Genomic DNA, 17,087 nt, shown 5'->3' on the forward strand with positions numbered 1-17,087 from the left:
ATGCCCGAGCTGAAGCACGTTCTCGCCTCGGCCACCACCCTGCTGTCCGAGGCCGGGGTGCCCTCGCCCTCGGCCGACGCGAACATCCTGGTGGCCCACGCCCTCGGGGTCGAACGGCGCGACCTGGCCCGCCGGGTGATCCTCGGCTACGAGCTCCGGTCCGACGAAACCACCCAGGTCGCAGAACTTCTTGACCAGCGCGCGAAACGTGTTCCGCTGCAGCATTTAATCGGTTCGACCGGTTTCCGTCGGCTCGAACTCCTGGTCGGGCCGGGCGTCTTCATTCCGCGAGTGGAGACCGAATGGGTGGCCGGCCTGGCCGTCGAGGCCGCCTCCGCCCTGGAAGACCCGCTCGTCGTCGACCTGTGCACCGGTTCCGGCGCGATCGCCCTCGCGGTCGCCGACGAGGTGCCCTCGGCCCGGGTGGTCGCCGTCGAGCTGGACCCGCCCGCGGTGGAGTGGGCGCGCCGCAACATCGAGGCGCTGGGTTCCCGGGTGGACCTGCGAGCAGGGGACGCGGTGCGCGCCGACGAGCGCCTGCTCGCCGACCTGGTGGGCCTGGTGGACGTGGTGGTCGCCAACCCGCCCTACATCCCGCCCGACGCCGAGCCCACCGAGCCCGAGGTCCGTGACCACGACCCGGTGCTGGCGCTGTACGGGGGAGGGGACGACGGCCTCGCCGTCCCGCGCGGGGTGGTCGCGACCGCCGCCCGCCTCCTGCGTCCGGGCGGGCTCCTGGTGATGGAGCACGCCGATGTCCAGGGCTCCGGGGGCCGGGCCCTGACCAAGGCCCCGGACTGGGTGGACGTGAGCACCCAGCGTGACCTGACGGGCCGCGACCGGGCGCTGGTGGCCCGCCGGAGCAGTTGAGGCGCTGGGCGGTCGTGGTCCGTGGCTCCGGCCCGGCCGTGGCGGAGCGCTACGAGGTGCGCTCTCTGCGTCGTGAAGCCGGTTCGTGATGTCTCGCGGGCCGGGGGTGCACCGCCGAAATGCGCGCCCCGGGCCCCGGTAGTGCCACACTCGGGGGGTGAGTGTGCGTTACGACTGCGCCCTGGAAGTTCAGCGTTCGCGCGGGATCGCCAAAGCCGCCGACGTCGTCGCGGAAGGTGATCTCGTCGTCCTGCCGACCGACACCGTGTACGGCATCGGCTGCGACGCCTTCGACGCCGAGGCGGTGTCAGCCCTGCTCGCGGCCAAGGGCCGGGGGCGGGCCATGCCCCCGCCCGTGCTGGTGCCGCACGTGCGCACGCTGGACGGCATCGCCGCGGGCATCACCCCCGACATCCGGGCGCTGGCCGAGGCGTTCTGGCCCGGCGCCCTGACGATCATCACCCGCGCGCAGCCCACGCTGCGCTGGGACCTGGGCGAGACCAACGGCACCGTGGCGCTGCGCATGCCGCTGCACCCGGTGGCGCTGGAACTGCTCGAGCGCACCGGGCCGATGGCGGTGTCCAGTGCCAACCTCACCGGTCATGACGCCGCACTGACCGCGCAGCAGGCGCAGGACATGCTCGGTGACTCGGTGGCGGTCTACCTCGACGGGGGAGAGGCCGAGCTGGGGGTCGCCTCGACCATCGTCGACTGCACCTCGGGCACCCCCCGGGTGGTCCGGCAGGGTGCGGTGGCGCTGGAAGACCTGCGCTCGGTCGTGCCCTCCACGCTCGGTCTCGGCGAGGCCCCCGACGAAGAGGTGGAACAGACGCAGTGAGGGGTTACCTCTTCGTCCTCCTGATCGCCGCGACGGTCACCTACCTGACCACCCCGGCGGTCCGGCGCCTGTCCCGCCGGATGGGCGCGGTCACCGCCCCGCGTGAGCGCGACGTGCACACCGTGCCGATCCCGCGCCTGGGCGGCGCCGCCATCTATGCCGGCATCGCCATCGCGATGCTCACCGCGTCGCAGGTGAAGTTCTTCGAGGGGGTCTTCGACGGTCGCACGGCCTACGTGGCCCTGTTGTCGGCCGGCGCGGTCTGTCTTCTGGGGGTCTTCGACGACCTCTGGGAGCTGGACGCTGTGACGAAGGCGGCCGGGCAGATGCTCGCCGCGGGAATCATGGCCTGGCAGGGCATCCAGCTGGTCTCCCTGCCGATCTTCGGCACCTTCATCCCGAGTCGCATGCTCCTGATCTTCGTCACCGTGGTGGCGATCATGGTGACGATCAATGCGGTCAACTTCGTCGACGGGCTGGACGGGCTCGCGGCCGGCATGGTGGCGATCGCCGGATCGGCGTTCTTCGTCTATTCGTACCTGCTCGCCCGCGACTCCTCGCCGAACGACTACGCCTCGCTGGCGTCCGTGCTCACCGCCGCGCTCGTCGGCGCGTGCCTGGGCTTCCTGCCGCACAACTTCAACCCGGCCCGGATCTTCATGGGTGACAGCGGCTCCATGCTGCTGGGCCTGCTGATGGCCACCTCCACGGTGGCGATCACCGGCACGGTCGAGCCCTCGACGCTGGAAGAGGCCCGGATCATGCCGGCCTTCCTGCCGTTGCTGCTGCCGCTCGCCGTGCTCGCGCTACCGCTCATCGATCTGATGCTGGCGATCATCCGGCGCACCCGGGCGGGCAAGATGCCTTGGCAGCCGGACAAATTGCACCTGCACCACCGCATGCTCAGCCTGGGCCACAGCCACGCCGGCGCCGTGCTCATCCTCTACTTCTGGACCGCCACCGTCGGTTTCGGAGTGGCCCTGTTCGCACTGGTCAGCCCGCGCAAGGCGATCCTGGTCGGGGGCACGGCCGTGGTCTTCGCCCTCTTCCTCACGGTCGGCCCGCGCCGCTGGCGCCGGATGGCGGCCACCGCCGTCCCGGGGGCCGGGCCCCGCACCGCGACCGTGGTGATCCCGGCCGAGCCGGGTCTGCCGCGGGCGGCGGACGACCCGGACCTCACCACCGAGCCCCGGGGGGCGGCGAAACCGAGCGCGCGCCAGGTTCGTTCACCGGGGGCGGCTCAAGACCCCGCCGGGGACGACCGTTCCGACACCCACCGTGACGGGGCCGGCACCGTGAACTCTGCAATGAACGGATCGTGAACATGTCCGACCCGAAAAACAGCCTGATCAAGGTCTCGCGCCAGCCTGAACCTGTGTCCGCGCTGTGGCTTGCAGCACTTCTGCCCTCCCTTGCGCTGGGCGGCCTGACCACCGTGGTGGCCTGGGTGGTGGGCCACGACGAAGGGCTTTCGGCCCTCCTGGGGCTCGGCCTCGCACTGGTAGCACTGACTCTCACGTCGATGTTGCACTGGCAGATCCGGATGACCGACCCGACCTTCGGGATGATCTTCGCCCTCACCACGTACGGCCTGGTCATGGCCCTGATGTGGGCTGTCTACCTCTCGCTCGACGACGTGGATTGGGTCAATGGCCCCAGTACGGCGTTCGGTCTGCTGGCCGGTGTTCTGGGCTGGGCCGGAGGTCTGATGCGCGGAGCGCTCAAGCTTCGCGAGCCGGTGTACGACGAGAAAGAGGCACGCGATTAACCCGATCGGGTGTGTGACCACAGACCTTCGAGGATGTGCTGCTGGCCCCTTGTGAGGGGGTGCCGACAGAACCGCCCTACATGACTGATAGTGTCAATCCAGATGGATGACGAGTCGACCCTGCTGAGGGCACCCGCCATAACTGCGGTGTGCCTGTTGAAGGAACCCGCCGGCTACGAGCTGTAACGCCCGAGCCCGTCCTCCCCCTGAACCTGTTACACCCGTGACCCTGCTGCCAGCGCCTGCAAGCGAGCGGTTGGCTGCAACCCCGCAATGAAGCACCTGAGTCCTGGAGGAGCGACCGTGATTCAACTGGCCGCCGGCGGCGGCGAGAGCTACGAGGCTCCGACCATCGCCGAGTTCTGGCAGCCACTGGTCGGTGACGGCGCATTCGCCCTCACCCGTTCAATGGTCGTGTTCGCTGTCGTCGCCATTGTCATCTCGGTCGTGCTGCTGAGCATCACGTCGAAGCTCAAGGTGGTGCCGGGCAAGGCGCAGTTCCTGGTCGAGGGCACCTACGGGCTGGTCCGTAACGGCCTGGCGCGCGACATCATCGGCGCGGAGAAGTTCAAGCCGTTCCTGCCGCTGCTCTTCGCGCTGTTCACCGTGATCCTGGTGAACAACCTGATGGGCGTCACGCCGTTCATCACCTTCCCGACGTTCAGCCGGATCGGCTACGCGATCGTCCTGACCGCGATCGTCTACTTCACCTACCACGGTGTGTGGATCGCGCGGCTGGGCGTCATCGGCTGGCTGAAGAGCTTCGTGCCGCCGGGTCTTCCGGGCTGGATCGTTCCGTTCATGTGGGTCCTGGAGTTCATGACCTACGTGATCACCCGGCCGCTGACGCTCGCGCTGCGACTCTTCGGCAACATGTTCGCCGGTCACTTCATGCTGCTGATCTTCACCTTCGGCGGCGAGTACCTGCTCTTCCACGCTTCGGGCTTCCTGCCTGTCACTGGCGCCCTGGCCTACGTCTTCACCCTCGTCATGTACGGCTTCGAGGTTGTTGTCCAGTTCCTCCAGGCGTACGTCTTCGTGCTCCTGACCTGTGTGTACATCGCCGGTGCCGTCGCCGACGAGCACTGATCTTCCGCCGGTGCTCGTCGTCGGACGCGCACTGACAATTGCCTGAGCCCCTCAGGCATCAACCGAAAGGCAGGAAACTGCAATGACCGGCAACATCGCCTTCCTTGGCTACGGCATCGCTGCTATCGGTCCGGGTATCGGTATCGGCCTGATCTTCGCCGCGTACATCAACGGTGTGGCCCGCCAGCCGGAGTCCCGCAGCGTTCTTCAGACCATCGCCTTCACCGGCTTCGCCCTCACCGAGGCGCTGGCCATCCTGGGCCTGGTCTTCGCCTTCCTCTTCAAGTCCTGACCCCTCCACCCACGGTCTGACCGGGAAGGAGGGTGACCATGAATTCGCTAGTACTCATCGCTGCTGAGACCGAGCCCGAGCAGGCGACCGGCTGGGGAACATATCTCCCGCTGATTCCGCACCCGTCGGAAGTTGTCGTCAGCCTTGTCTTCTTCGCCATCGTCTTCTGGGTGATGTGGAAGTACGTCGTGCCGCGGCTCGAAGCCGTGTACGCCGAGCGCACCGCCGAGATCGAGGGCGGTATCGAGAAGGCGGCCCAGGCTCAGGCCGAAGCCGCCGCTGCCCTGGACGAGTACCAGGCGCAGCTGGCCGAGGCACGGGCCGAGGCCGGGCGTATCCGTGAGGAAGCCCGGGTCCAGGGCACGCAGATCGTTGCGGAACTGCGCGAGCAGGCCCAGAACGAGGCGGCCCGGATCATTGCCTCGGCGGAGGCGCAGATTGCTGCCGAGCGGCAGCAGGCTGTCGTTCAGCTGCGGTCCGATGTCGGCGCCCTGGCAACGGATCTCGCGTCGCGCATCGTCGGCGAGTCCCTTCAGGACTCGGCCCGTCAGTCGCGCGTGATTGACCGTTTCCTGGACGAACTCGAGCAGTCCGACACGGCAACGACCAGCAGGATCTCCTGATGGCGGCGCAGGTGCGGATGCAGGGGCCGAGCCGGGTGGCGCTCGCCGCCGGGCAGGACCGGCTGGAGCTGCTGCTGAGCTCGGCCGGTACCGACGCGGCCCGGCTCGCGGAGGACCTGTTCGGGGTCACGAACCTGGTGGCCTCCAACGCCGCCCTGCGCCGGGCCCTGACCGAGTCGTCCCGCGAGGCCGACAACCGCGCCGCCCTGGTGGCGCGGCTGCTCGAGGGCAAGGTCTCCGGACCCGCCCAGGATCTGGTCTCCGGACTGGTCCGCTCGCACTGGTCGAACTCCGCCGACCTCACCGAGGCGCTGGAAGGCCTGGCGGTCTCCGCCGCGCTGTCCGGCGCCGAGAAGGCCGGGCGTCTCGACCAGGTCGAGGACGAGCTGTTCCGGTTCGGCCGTACGGTCGCCGGTGACGTCTCGCTGCGTGACGCCTTCGCGATCCGGACCCCCGGTGGCGAACGCAAGCGCGAGCTGGTCAACGCCTTGCTGAGCAGCAAGGTGGCGCCCGAGACACTCCGTCTGGCCGAGCAGGCGGCGATTGCCCCGCGCGGTCGCCGGGTCGAGCAGGTGCTGGAGAAGTTCCTCGAGGCCGCCGCCGCCCGACGCCGCCAGCTGGTGGCCGAGGTCGTCGCCGCCTCACCGCTCACCGAGGGCCAGCGGGCCCGGCTCAGCACCGCGCTGCGCCGGCTCTACGGTCGCGACATCCGGGTGAACCTGGACGTCGACCCCGAGGTGATCGGTGGGCTGCGCATCATGGTGGCCGGTGAGCTCATCGACAGCACGGTCCTGAGCCGGCTGAACACCGCTAAGCGAACCATCGCAGGCTGACCGCGGCCGGCTGCATCTCCCATCGGCAGGTGCAGCCGCCGCGGCGCGCGATGATGGACGCGTAGAAGCTTAGGTACGTAGCAACAAAAGTAAGTGGCAACGAAGAATGACGACCCACGGCCCGGCTCACGCCGGACAACGACGAGAGAGCAGGGGATCCAGATGGCGGAACTGACGATCCGTCCGGACGAGATCCGGGACGCGCTGGACGCCTTCGTTCAGTCTTACGACCCCAGCGCGGCGACGCGCGAAGAGGTCGGCACCATTTCCGAGGCTGCTGACGGCATCGCTCGGGTCGAGGGCCTTCCGAGCGTGATGGCCAACGAGCTGCTGCAGTTCGAGGACGGCACGCTGGGTCTGGCCCAGAACCTGGACGTCAACGAGATCGGCGTCGTCGTTCTCGGTGAGTTCAGCGGCCTCGAAGAGGGCCAGGAGGTCAAGCGGACCGGAGAGGTTCTCTCCGTGCCCGTCGGCGATGCCTTCCTCGGTCGCGTGGTGGACCCGCTGGGCGCCCCGATCGACGGTCTCGGCGACATCGAGGCCGAGGGCCGCCGCGCCCTGGAGCTCCAGGCTCCGGGCGTGATGCAGCGTAAGTCGGTGCACGAGCCGATGCAGACCGGGATCAAGGCGATCGACTCGCTGACCCCGATCGGCCGCGGCCAGCGCCAGCTGATCATCGGCGACCGCAAGACCGGTAAGACCACGATCGCGATCGACACGATCATCAACCAGAAGCGCAACTGGGAGTCCGGCGACCCGGACAAGCAGGTTCGCTGCATCTACGTCGCGATCGGTCAGAAGGGCTCGACCATCGCGGCGATCCGGGGCTCGCTCGAAGAGTCCGGCGCGCTGGAGTACACGACCATCGTCGCCGCTCCGGCGTCCGACCCGGCCGGCTTCAAGTACCTCGCCCCGTACACCGGCTCGGCCATCGGTCAGCACTGGATGTACGCCGGCAAGCACGTGCTGATCGTCTTCGACGACCTGTCCAAGCAGGCCGAGGCGTACCGCGCCGTGTCGCTGCTGCTGCGCCGCCCGCCGGGCCGTGAGGCCTACCCGGGTGACGTCTTCTACCTGCACTCCCGCCTGCTGGAGCGTTGCGCGAAGCTGTCCGACGAGCTGGGCCACGGCTCGATGACCGGTCTGCCGATCGTCGAGACCAAGGCCAACGACGTCTCGGCGTACATCCCGACCAACGTCATCTCGATCACCGACGGTCAGCTGTTCCTGCAGTCCGACCTGTTCAACGCCAACCAGCGTCCCGCGGTCGACGTCGGTATCTCCGTCTCCCGCGTCGGTGGCTCGGCCATGACCAAGGCGATGAAGAAGGTCACCGGTTCGCTGAAGATCGAGCTGGCGCAGTACCGCGCCCTCGAGGCCTTCGCACTTTTCGCCTCCGACCTGGACGCTGCCTCCAAGCAGCAGCTGGCCCGCGGTCAGCGTCTGATGGAGCTGTTCAAGCAGCCGCAGTACTCGCCGTACGCGACCGAGGAGCAGGTCGTCTCGATCTGGCTCGGTACCACCGGCGCGCTGGACGCGGTCGAGGTCAGCGACGTGCGTCGTTTCGAGCAGGAGTTCCTCGACCACCTGCGCCGTAACACCGACGTGCTCACCACGATCGGCGAGACGCTGCAGTTCAACGACGACACGAGCGCCAGCCTGGAGAAGGAGATCGAGTCCTTCAAGCAGTTCTTCCAGGCCGGCTCCGACGAGGGCATCGTGGCGGGTTCCGAGGAGTACGAGGCGTCCGGCGACGATGACATCTCGCAGGAGCAGATCGTCCGGCAGCAGCGCTGACGCACCCGCGCGGATCTAAGGAGAACTAAGCGATATGGCAGGCCAGCAGAGGGTCTACCGGGCCCGCATCCGGTCTACCGCTTCCCTGGAGAAGATCTTCCGGGCGATGGAACTCATCGCCTCGTCCCGGATCTCCAAGGCGCGGCAGTCCGTGGCTTCGTCGACGCCGTACGCCCGGGCCATCAGCCGGGCGGTCTCGGCGGTCGCGACCTACTCCGACGTGGATCACATCCTCACGACGGAGAAGGAAAGCGTTCGCCGGGCGGCGGTTCTGGTCATCACGGCCGACCGCGGCATGGCAGGCGCCTACTCCTCGAACGCGCTCAAGGCGAGCGAGCAGCTGCGCGAGCGCCTGGAGGACGAGGGGAAGCAGGTCGCCACGTACGTCACCGGACGTAAGGGTGTCGGCTTCCTCCGCTTCCGCAAGCGCGACATCGCTGCGGAGTGGACCGGTTTCTCGGATGCCCCGAAGTACGAGGACGCGCGGACGATCGGCGACACGCTGGTCGATGCCTTCCTCCAGGACTACGAGGACGGCGGCGTCGACGAGATCCACATCGTCTACACGCGGTTCGTCAGCATGGTGACGCAGCAGCCGGAGATCGTGCGGTTGCTGCCGCTCGAGGTCGTCGAGGGCACCGAGCCCCCGGCTCCCGACGAGTTGCTGCCGCTCTACGCGTTCGAGCCGAACCCGGCGGAGGTGCTCGATGCGCTGCTGCCGAAGTACGTGAACAGCCGGATCTACAACGCGCTGCTGCAGTCGTCGGCCTCCGAGCTGGCCTCCCGTCAGCGCGCGATGAAGTCCGCCTCGGACAATGCCAAGGAACTGATCCGGACCTACACGCGACTGGCCAACCAGGCGCGTCAGGCCGAGATCACCCAGGAGATCAGTGAGATCGTCGGCGGCGCCGACGCCCTTGCCAGCTGATTCAGCAGCTGACCTCCAGCCCGAGCCACGAGCCATGACAGAAAGAAGAGCGAAATGACCGCCACCGTCACCGAGACGGGTGCGACCAGCGGCCAGGCCGGCGTCGGCCGCGTGGCCCGGGTCATCGGCCCCGTTGTCGACATCGAGTTCCCGCAGGGCCAGCTGCCCGCGATGTACAACGCTCTGTACATCGACTACGCGCTGAACGGGGAGGACATCCGGCTCTGGCTGGAGGTCGCCCAGTTCATCGGCGACAACCTGGTCCGCGCCATCGCCCTGAAGCCCACCGACGGCCTCGTGCGCGGCATGTCCGTGTCCGACAGCGGCAACCCGATCAGTGTTCCGGTCGGCGACGTCACCAAGGGCCGCGTCTTCAACGCGATCGGTGAGGTGCTCAACCTCGAAGAGGGCGAGCGCTTCGAGGTGACCGAGCGCTGGCCGATCCACCGCAAGGCCCCGGCCTTCGACCAGCTCGAGTCCAAGACCGAGATGTTCCAGACCGGCATCAAGGTCATCGACCTGCTCACCCCGTACGTGCAGGGTGGAAAGATCGGCCTGTTCGGTGGTGCCGGTGTCGGCAAGACCGTGCTGATCCAGGAGATGATCGCCCGGGTCGCCCGCGACCACGGTGGTGTCTCCGTGTTCGCCGGTGTCGGTGAGCGCACCCGTGAGGGCAACGACCTCATCGTCGAGATGGAAGAGGCCGGCGTTCTCCCGAACACCGCGCTCGTCTTCGGTCAGATGGACGAGCCGCCGGGCACGCGTCTTCGCGTGGCCCTCTCGGCCCTCACGATGGCGGAGTACTTCCGCGACGTGCAGAGCCAGGACGTGCTGCTCTTCATCGACAACATCTTCCGGTTCACGCAGGCCGGTTCCGAGGTCTCCACACTGCTCGGCCGGATGCCGTCCGCCGTGGGTTACCAGCCGAACCTGGCCGACGAGATGGGCCTCCTCCAGGAGCGCATCACCTCGACGCGTGGTCACTCGATCACCTCGATGCAGGCGATCTACGTGCCGGCCGACGACTACACCGACCCGGCGCCGGCCACCACGTTCGCGCACCTGGACGCGACCACCGAGCTCTCCCGCGAGATCGCGTCGATGGGTATCTACCCCGCCGTGGACCCGCTGACCTCGACGTCGCGCATCCTCGACCCGCGATACATCGGTGAGGCGCACTACAACACCGCGGTCCGGGTGAAGCAGATCCTCCAGCGCAACAAGGAGCTGCAGGACATCATCGCGATCCTGGGTATCGACGAGCTCTCCGAAGAGGACAAGATCGTCGTCAACCGGGCCCGCCGGATCCAGCGGTTCCTGTCGCAGAACACCTACGTGGCCAAGCAGTTCACGGGCATCGAGGGTTCGACCGTTCCGGTCGACGAGACGGTGGACGCGTTCTCCCGCATCTGTGACGGCGAGTTCGACCACATCGCCGAGCAGGCCTTCTTCATGTGCGGTGGCCTCGACGACGTCGAGCGCAAGTGGGCCGAGATCCAGAGCAAGACCGGCGCCTGATTCACGCAGACGCGGTGCCGGGGGTCGGCACTTCTCGTACCGGCCCCCGGCACCCGCCTCGCCGAACCGATATTGTTTCCCCACGTCGCGCGTGCGACGGGTCCAAGAGCACGGAGGAACCGGCGTGACACTCCAGGTAGAACTGGTGAGTGCCGAGGCGAAGGTCTGGTCCGGCACCGCCCGCATGGTGATCGCCAGGACGAGCGAAGGCGAGATCGGTGTGCTCACCGGTCACGAGCCGACGCTCGCGCTGCTCGCTCCCGGCAAGGTCACGATCCGCGGTGAAGACGGCTCGACGGTGGTCGCCGAGGTCGAGGACGGTGGGTTCCTCTCCATCGACCACGACCGGGTCACCGTGGTGGCCGATACCGCGGCCCTCGCCGACTCGGCCGTCTGAGCCAGGGCCCGGCCGTAGTTGGGAGACCTGGTCGCACCGCTCGAGATTCTCGGCGCGCTCCTCGTTCTCTTCGGTCTGGTCCTCGCACTGTTCATCCTGCGCCGTTACCTGTTGTCCCGTAACGGCGCCACGTTCGACTGCTCGGTCAGACACGAGTACCCGCGCCGCGCGAGCGCCTGGATCCTGGGCGTCGCGCGGTACGGCGAAGACACTCTCGAGTGGTTCCGCATCTTCACCGTCAACCCGCGCCCCAGCCGCGTGTTCGTTCGCTCCCAGCTCTTTCTGGTCGAGTGGAAACAGCCCGCTGAACAGGAAATCAACTCCATCCTGCCGGGCTCGGTGATCGTGAGATGTACGTACAACGGCGAAGAGCACCTGGAAATGGCCATGACCAGGTCTGACTACACCGGTTTCATCACCTGGCTGGAAGCCACACCGCCGGGTATCGCCCCGTTCAGCGCCTGATCCTCTCTGAACCGGGTCGCCCACGCACTCGACCCACCTGATCCGGCGTGGACGACCTGGCCTCCATATGTTTTCCGCAGGGTTCGGTACAGCCGCCTCATTCGCCGGGTAGCGAATGTTCCCTCTCGGCGGCCGCACTTCCCGGCGTAGGGCCGAGTCGCAGTGGTTTCGGCTGCTCCTCGCTCATAGTGATACCCCGGTGGCGATCCATGAAACCCGTTCCACGCCATTTCTTACGGCCAATTCGGTGCTTTCAGGGTCAACCATTCCGCTATTTCCTGAATGGGCCGTAAAACTGCAGGCAGAACGGGTCCAGGCGCTTTTTGGCGCTCAGCCGCCGTGCTTGATCCACACGTCGCCGGACCCGGTCCGGGCGACCAGCTGCCGGTCCGAACCACCGGTCGGGACCTCGATGTGCCGGTCACCGGAGCCCGACGATCCACTCACGTCGTAGCTCGTGCCGTCGTCGGGAACGAAGATCTTCACGTCGCCCGATCCGGTCGCCGTGGTCACCGAGGTGGGGGCGCCACCGAACCAGGCGGTGATGTCCCCGGAAGCGGCCCGGGCGTTCAGCACACCGGCGCCGGTGGCGAAGACGGCATCGATGTCACCGGATCCGGTGCGCAGCTGAGCCTTCGGTGAGGTGAGCCGGGAGACGCTGATCCGGCCCGAACCGGTCCGGGCCTGTACGTCACCGCTCAGACCGTCGAGATGAATGTCTCCCGAGCCGGCTCGCGCCGTGACCGCCTTGGTGACGTCCGTGACGATCTGATGTCCCGAGCCGGTGCGCGTCGTCACCGTGATGTCGTCGGGCACGGTGATCTGGAAGGTCACGGAGCAGTTCCCGGCCGTCAGCCAGCTGCTCTCGCAGGTCCCCGTCAGGTTCAGCACCCCGTCGCTCACCGACCGCGCGTAGGTGGCCTTCTCCAGGCCTGAGCGGGTGGTCACGTCGACATGGACGGAGGTGAGGGAGGGATCGGCGTACACCCGCACATCGCCGGAGCCGACGTCCACCTTCAAATCCGTGATCGGGTCGGCGACGGAGAAGGTCTCGTTCTCCACCCGGGTGGCGAACTGTGCCACCACGGTGAGCGCACCGCCGCCGATGAGACAGGCGCCCAGGGCGATTCCGAGGATGCGGATCGGCCCCAGCCAGGGACTGGGCCGGCGGGGAGGCTGGGCCGGGGCGCCGGGTTCCCGCGTGGTGAGTGTGGTCATGATGTGTCAGGCCTCCTGGCCGAGCCAGCGAAGAACGGCGAGGACGCGGCGGTGGTCCTGGGCGTCCGGGGGAAGGTCGAGCTTTCCGAAGATGCTGGAGACGTGTTTCTCCACGGCTCCCTCGCCGATCACCAGTTCCCTGGCGATGGCGGTGTTGGAGCGGCCCTCGGCCATCAGGCCGAGCACCTCCCGCTCGCGCGGGGTGAGGCGGCTCAGCGGGTCTTTCCGGGTGGCGCGGGAGAACAGCTGCGCGACCACCTCCGGGTCGAGTGCGGTGCCGCCCCCGGTGACCCGGCGCAGCGTCTCGGCGAACTCACCGACGTCTGCCACCCGGTCTTTCAGCAGGTACCCGATGCCCTTCGAGCGGGCGGCGAACAGTTCGGTGGCGTAGTTCTCCTCCACGTACTGGCTGAGCACCACCACGGCGATCTGCGGGTACTGGTGGCGCACCACCAGGGCGGCCCGCACCCCCTCGTCGGTGAAGGTCGGGGGCATCCGCACATCAACGATCACCAGGTCGGGCCGGTGCTTCTCGACCGCCTTGAGAAAGCTCTCGGCGTCGGGGCAGGCCTCCGCCACCTCGAACCCGGTCTCGGAGAGCAGGCGCAGCAGGCCTTCCCGCAGCAGCACCGAGTCCTCGGCGAGTACGACACGAACGGCGGTCACGAAGAGCTCCCGGAAGAGTCGGAGGGGTTGATCGGTAGGTGGATGGTGAGCACGGTCGGTCCGCCGGCGGGTGAGGACAGGTGCACGGCGCCGTCGATCGCGGCGACACGATCGGCCAGCCCCCGCAGCCCTGTGCCCGTACCGTCGGTCGCCGCCCCGCCGACACCGTCGTCCTCAATTTCGATCCGCAGCCAGTCGTCGACCCCGTTCACCAGCACCCGGGCCCGGGTGGCCCGGGCGTGCTTGGCCACATTGGTCAGCCCCTCGCTCACACAGAAGTAGGCGATGGCCTCGACCGTGGGGGCGGGGCGCGCGGGTAGGTCGGTCCGGACCGAGACGGGAACCGGGGACGCGGCGGCAAGCGCGGAGAGGGCGGCGTCCAGTCCCCGGTCGGTCAGAATGGGCGGGTGGATCCCCCGTGCCACCTGGCGCATTTCGACCACGGCCTCCTTCGCCGCGCTGTGCGCCTTGTTCATCAGGTCGCGCGCGCCCTCCGGATCACGTTCCAGTCGTTCCCGGGCCATGCCCAGGTCCATCGCGATCGCGACCAGGCGCTGCTGCGGGCCGTCGTGCAGGTCGCGCTCGATGCGCCGGCGCTCGGCCTCGACCGAGTCGACCGTGGCGGCGCGGGTTGCGGTCAGCGTCTGCACCCGCTGGTTCAGGGTCTTCACCTGCTCGGCGCTGGACCTCTCCCGGGTGAGCAGGGCCCGGGCGATCAGCACGTTCAGCGTGATCAGGCCGGAGGCGACCAGCGGGGTGAGCATCATGCCGACCACACCGACCCCGAAGACGAGCAGCAGCCACCACGGTCCCGACGAGGCCGAACCCCAGGGCCAGTACATCTGCCGGCCGGGCAGCGCCCAGATGTACAGCGGCGCGCTCACCAGGCCGAGGGTCACCGAGGCCAGGCAGATCGCCAGGGTGCCGGTCACCAGGCCCCACACCGCCTGGATCGCCACCCAGGCGACCGCCCCCCAGGACCGGTTGTCGAGCAGATACCGGCGCAGGAGAGGACGTTCCGCGGTCTCGGGAGAGGGTTGCCGCCAGCTCAGGGGAACTCCCGTCGTCGCCTCCAGTCGCAGCAGGTCCAGCCGGGCGGTGGCCCGGGCGATCGCCAGCAGCGCGAACACCAGGGGCACACCGATGCCGAAGACCGGCACCAGCACCAGGAACACCACCAGCAGAATGGTGATGATCAGGTAGAGGACCGCGACCAGGATGTCGATCGCCAGGTGACAGACCGCCGGGAAACCGCGTAACCACCAGGTCAGGGTGGTACGCCCGCTCGGGAACGGCGTCGTCCGCCGAAAGGTTTCGCTCACCCCTCAACGTTAGGCGTGATCTTGAGTCCCCGGGCATACCGGAGCCACCCGGGTGGGGGTGGGGTTAACCCCACCCCCACCTGAGGGGTACGCACCAATGATCGCCAGTCGCTTCGTCCTCAAGCTTGATCACCATGACCACAACGACCGACCCGGAGCGTCACCGTCTCGTGAGCCCCGAACCCGGGGCACCCCGAAGATCTCTCGCCTCCTGGTGCGCCCGGCACCGCTGGAGCACCCTTCTCGCCGCGCTGATCGTGGTGGCCGTCGGCGTCGTGCTGCTCGGGGGCGGGCTGCACACGTCGACGGGTGCCGGGCAACTCGTCGGCGACTCCCGCAAGGCCTCGAAACTGCTGGAGGGAGCTGATTTCGGGGAGAAGCCGGCCGAGCACGTGGTGATCAGCGCACGGAGGGGAACGCTGAGCGACGGGCAGGTCGCACGGATCGGGCAGGAGATGAAGGACGCGTTCGGCGGCGTGGAGGGAGTGGCCGCGGTGGGGCGGCCGGTCGTCTCGGCGGACGCGCGCACCGCGCTCGTCCCGATCGACCTGGCAGCGGGCAAGAACGATGACGAGGCGATCGAGGCCACCGCGAAGCGGCTGTTCCCGGTCACCGATCGGGTCGCGGCCGCGCATCCGGACCTGGAGGTGGGCCAGACCGGTGAGGGATCGCTGAACGCGGGGGTCGGCGAGCAGATCGAGAGCGACTTCCGCAAGGCCGAACTGATCAGCCTGCCGGTCACTCTCGCGATCCTGCTGCTGGCCTTCGGATCGGTGGTGGCGGCCTTCGTGCCGGTGCTGCTGGGCGTCGCGGCGGTGGGCACGGCCCTCGGGCTGACCGCGCTGATCTCGCGCTGGTACGAGGTCGACCAGAACACCCAGAGCATCGTGCTGCTCATCGGTCTGGCGGTCGGGGTGGACTACGCGCTCTTCGTGATCCGCCGTTCCCGCCAGGAACGCGCCCACGGTCTGGCCGTCCGCGACACCATCCGGGTGGCCGGGCTGACCGCGGGCCGGGCCGTGATCATCTCCGGAATCACCGTGGTCGTGTCGATGGCCGGGATGCTCGTCGCCGGTGGGCTCTACACCTCGCTCGCGATCGGGGCCATGATCGTCGTCGCCATCGCCGTGATCGCCTCGGCCACGGTGCTTCCGGCCCTGTTGTCGCTGCTCGGCGACCGGATCGAGTGGCTGCGGCTGCCGCTGATCGGCCGGCGCGTGGGGCGCGAGGCCAGTGTCGACGGCCCGTGGGGCCGCCTGGCCGGTGCGGTCTCGCGTCGTCCCCTGATCTGGACCCTCGCCGCGACGGCCCTGCTGATCGCGCTGGCGGTTCCGGCCGCCGGGATGCACACCTCGCTGCCGGGCGTCGAGTCGCTACCGCAGGACCTGCCCCCGGTGAAGGCCACGACGACGATGGTCGAGGCCTTCCCGCAGCAGGGTTCCAGCATCGAGGTGGTGGTGGGAGCCCCGGCCGGGAGTGCCGCGCAGGTGCGCACGGCCCTGCGGGAGGCCTGGCCGGTGGCGGTCGGTACCGGTGAGGTCGTGGGGGACGAGGCGGTGGTGCGGACCTCGCTCGACGGAACCGTCTCGGTGCTGGATCTGCCGATCCGGTACGACGATTCGGACGAGCGGGCCGCTCTGGCAGTGGAAGAGGTACGGGACACGGTGGTTCCGGCGGTGCAGCGCTCGCTGCCCGAGGGTTCGCAGGTGCACCTCGCCGGTGTGGCCATGGGCACCGAACTGTCCGCCTGGATGGATTCCCGTCTGCTGCCCGTCGTCGGGTTCGTGCTGGTGCTGACCTTCGTGGTGATGGTGCTGTCGTTCGGCTCGCTCTGGCTGGCCCTGGCCACCGTGCTGCTGAACCTGCTGTCCGTCGGCGCGGGCTACGGCGTGATCACCTCGATCTTCCAGAACACCTGGGCCGAAGGCCTTCTCGACTTCACCTCGATCGGCTCGATCGCGTCCTGGCTGCCGTTACTGATGTTCGTGATCCTGTTCGGCCTGTCGATGGACTACCACGTGTTCGTGGTCTCCCGGGTGCGGGAGGCCTGGCAGGGCGGCGCATCTGCGCGGGACGCGGTGCGTATCGGCGTGGCCCGCAGTGCCGGCACGGTGACGAGTGCGGCCGCCGTGATGGTCGCGGTGTTCGCCATCTTCGCCACGATGTCGGTGCTGGAGATGAAGCAGCTCGGCGTGGGCCTGGCCACCGCGGTGTTCATCGACGCCACCGTGGTGCGGGGGATCCTGCTGCCGGCGGTGCTGGCGACACTGGGGGAGCGGGCACACCGTAAGCCACGGTGGGTGCCCACTATTCACTAGCCCTTGGATGCGCTGACCCCGCCCACTCCTTCGTGATCATGCAAAACCTCCCCGGCGTTCTAGAACTCCTTCCTGGACAGTTCTAGAACTCTGGGGAGGTTTTGCATGATCACGAAGGAGTGGGTGGGTGGCTTTGGGGACGCGG

Annotated in this window: 17 protein-coding genes; 14 read left to right on the forward strand and 3 right to left on the reverse strand. The window is 68.3% G+C overall.

What is annotated here, in order from left to right; all coding sequences use genetic code 11:
- From prmC to LR393_RS00585, 13 genes are all read left to right on the forward strand, one after another.
- Nucleotides 1-870 carry a peptide chain release factor N(5)-glutamine methyltransferase gene (gene prmC / locus LR393_RS00525; protein ID WP_231480837.1) on the forward strand — a complete coding sequence of 290 codons (870 nt, stop codon included), beginning with the start codon at nucleotides 1-3 and terminating at the stop codon, nucleotides 868-870.
- Between the two features lie 157 nt (nucleotides 871-1,027).
- Nucleotides 1,028-1,708 (forward strand): L-threonylcarbamoyladenylate synthase, encoded by a 681-nt coding sequence (locus LR393_RS00530; RefSeq protein ID WP_231480838.1) that lies wholly within the window; start codon nucleotides 1,028-1,030, stop codon nucleotides 1,706-1,708.
- Complete coding sequence (locus LR393_RS00535) at nucleotides 1,705-3,030, forward strand: glycosyltransferase family 4 protein (protein ID WP_231480839.1); 1,326 nt, start codon at nucleotides 1,705-1,707, stop codon at nucleotides 3,028-3,030. The genes LR393_RS00530 and LR393_RS00535 overlap by 4 nt, the downstream gene beginning before the upstream one ends.
- Nucleotides 3,027-3,476: a hypothetical protein gene (locus LR393_RS00540; RefSeq protein WP_231480840.1), complete on the forward strand. Its 450-nt coding sequence runs from the start codon at nucleotides 3,027-3,029 to the stop codon at nucleotides 3,474-3,476. Before LR393_RS00535 ends, LR393_RS00540 begins: the two co-directional genes overlap by 4 nt.
- A 303-nt stretch (nucleotides 3,477-3,779) precedes the next feature.
- The gene (atpB, locus tag LR393_RS00545; protein WP_231480841.1) at nucleotides 3,780-4,565 is read left to right on the forward strand and encodes a F0F1 ATP synthase subunit A; all 786 of its coding nucleotides are present in this window, start codon (nucleotides 3,780-3,782) and stop codon (nucleotides 4,563-4,565) included.
- Nucleotides 4,566-4,647: 82 nt separating this feature from the next.
- Nucleotides 4,648-4,857 (forward strand): ATP synthase F0 subunit C, encoded by a 210-nt coding sequence (atpE, locus tag LR393_RS00550; protein ID WP_214158441.1) that lies wholly within the window; start codon nucleotides 4,648-4,650, stop codon nucleotides 4,855-4,857.
- Between the two features lie 38 nt (nucleotides 4,858-4,895).
- Entirely contained in the window at nucleotides 4,896-5,480 is a 585-nt protein-coding gene (locus LR393_RS00555) for a F0F1 ATP synthase subunit B (RefSeq protein ID WP_231480842.1), read from the forward strand.
- On the forward strand, nucleotides 5,480-6,313 hold the full coding sequence (locus LR393_RS00560) for a F0F1 ATP synthase subunit delta (RefSeq protein ID WP_231480843.1): 834 nt from the start codon (nucleotides 5,480-5,482) through the stop codon (nucleotides 6,311-6,313). The genes LR393_RS00555 and LR393_RS00560 overlap by 1 nt, the downstream gene beginning before the upstream one ends.
- Nucleotides 6,314-6,475: 162 nt before the next feature.
- A complete protein-coding gene (atpA, locus tag LR393_RS00565) occupies nucleotides 6,476-8,110 on the forward strand; it encodes a F0F1 ATP synthase subunit alpha (protein WP_231480844.1) in 1,635 nt (544 codons plus the stop codon).
- 34 nt (nucleotides 8,111-8,144) lie between these two features.
- Nucleotides 8,145-9,038, forward strand: a complete 894-nt coding sequence (locus LR393_RS00570) for a F0F1 ATP synthase subunit gamma (RefSeq protein WP_231480845.1) — start codon at nucleotides 8,145-8,147, stop codon at nucleotides 9,036-9,038.
- A gap of 54 nt (nucleotides 9,039-9,092) precedes the next feature.
- Nucleotides 9,093-10,556 (forward strand): F0F1 ATP synthase subunit beta, encoded by a 1,464-nt coding sequence (atpD, locus tag LR393_RS00575; protein WP_231480846.1) that lies wholly within the window; start codon nucleotides 9,093-9,095, stop codon nucleotides 10,554-10,556.
- A 124-nt stretch (nucleotides 10,557-10,680) separates the two neighbouring features.
- A complete protein-coding gene (locus tag LR393_RS00580) occupies nucleotides 10,681-10,953 on the forward strand; it encodes a F0F1 ATP synthase subunit epsilon (protein WP_231480847.1) in 273 nt (90 codons plus the stop codon).
- An 18-nt stretch (nucleotides 10,954-10,971) separates the two neighbouring features.
- Complete coding sequence (locus LR393_RS00585) at nucleotides 10,972-11,418, forward strand: DUF2550 domain-containing protein (RefSeq protein WP_231480848.1); 447 nt, start codon at nucleotides 10,972-10,974, stop codon at nucleotides 11,416-11,418.
- A 330-nt stretch (nucleotides 11,419-11,748) separates the two neighbouring features.
- On the opposite strand, the gene LR393_RS00590 is transcribed toward LR393_RS00585, so the two are convergent.
- From LR393_RS00590 to LR393_RS00600, 3 genes are read right to left on the reverse strand one after another with little or no spacing between them, the layout of a single operon-like run.
- Nucleotides 11,749-12,636, reverse strand: a complete 888-nt coding sequence (locus tag LR393_RS00590; RefSeq protein ID WP_231480849.1) for a DUF4097 family beta strand repeat-containing protein — start codon at nucleotides 12,634-12,636, stop codon at nucleotides 11,749-11,751.
- Between the two features lie 6 nt (nucleotides 12,637-12,642).
- Nucleotides 12,643-13,302 carry a response regulator gene (locus LR393_RS36075; protein WP_231480850.1) on the reverse strand — a complete coding sequence of 220 codons (660 nt, stop codon included), beginning with the start codon at nucleotides 13,300-13,302 and terminating at the stop codon, nucleotides 12,643-12,645.
- Nucleotides 13,299-14,624, reverse strand: a complete 1,326-nt coding sequence (locus LR393_RS00600) for a sensor histidine kinase (RefSeq protein ID WP_231480851.1) — start codon at nucleotides 14,622-14,624, stop codon at nucleotides 13,299-13,301. Before LR393_RS00600 ends, LR393_RS36075 begins: the two co-directional genes overlap by 4 nt.
- Nucleotides 14,625-14,758: 134 nt before the next feature.
- Between LR393_RS00600 and LR393_RS00605 the strand changes: the two genes are divergently transcribed.
- Nucleotides 14,759-16,942, forward strand: a complete 2,184-nt coding sequence (locus tag LR393_RS00605; RefSeq protein WP_231480852.1) for an MMPL family transporter — start codon at nucleotides 14,759-14,761, stop codon at nucleotides 16,940-16,942.
- Nucleotides 16,943-17,087 lie beyond the last annotated feature (145 nt).

It is taken from the genome of Kineosporia mesophila, from assembly GCF_021129235.1.
GTDB lineage: Bacteria > Actinomycetota > Actinomycetes > Actinomycetales > Kineosporiaceae > Kineosporia > Kineosporia mesophila.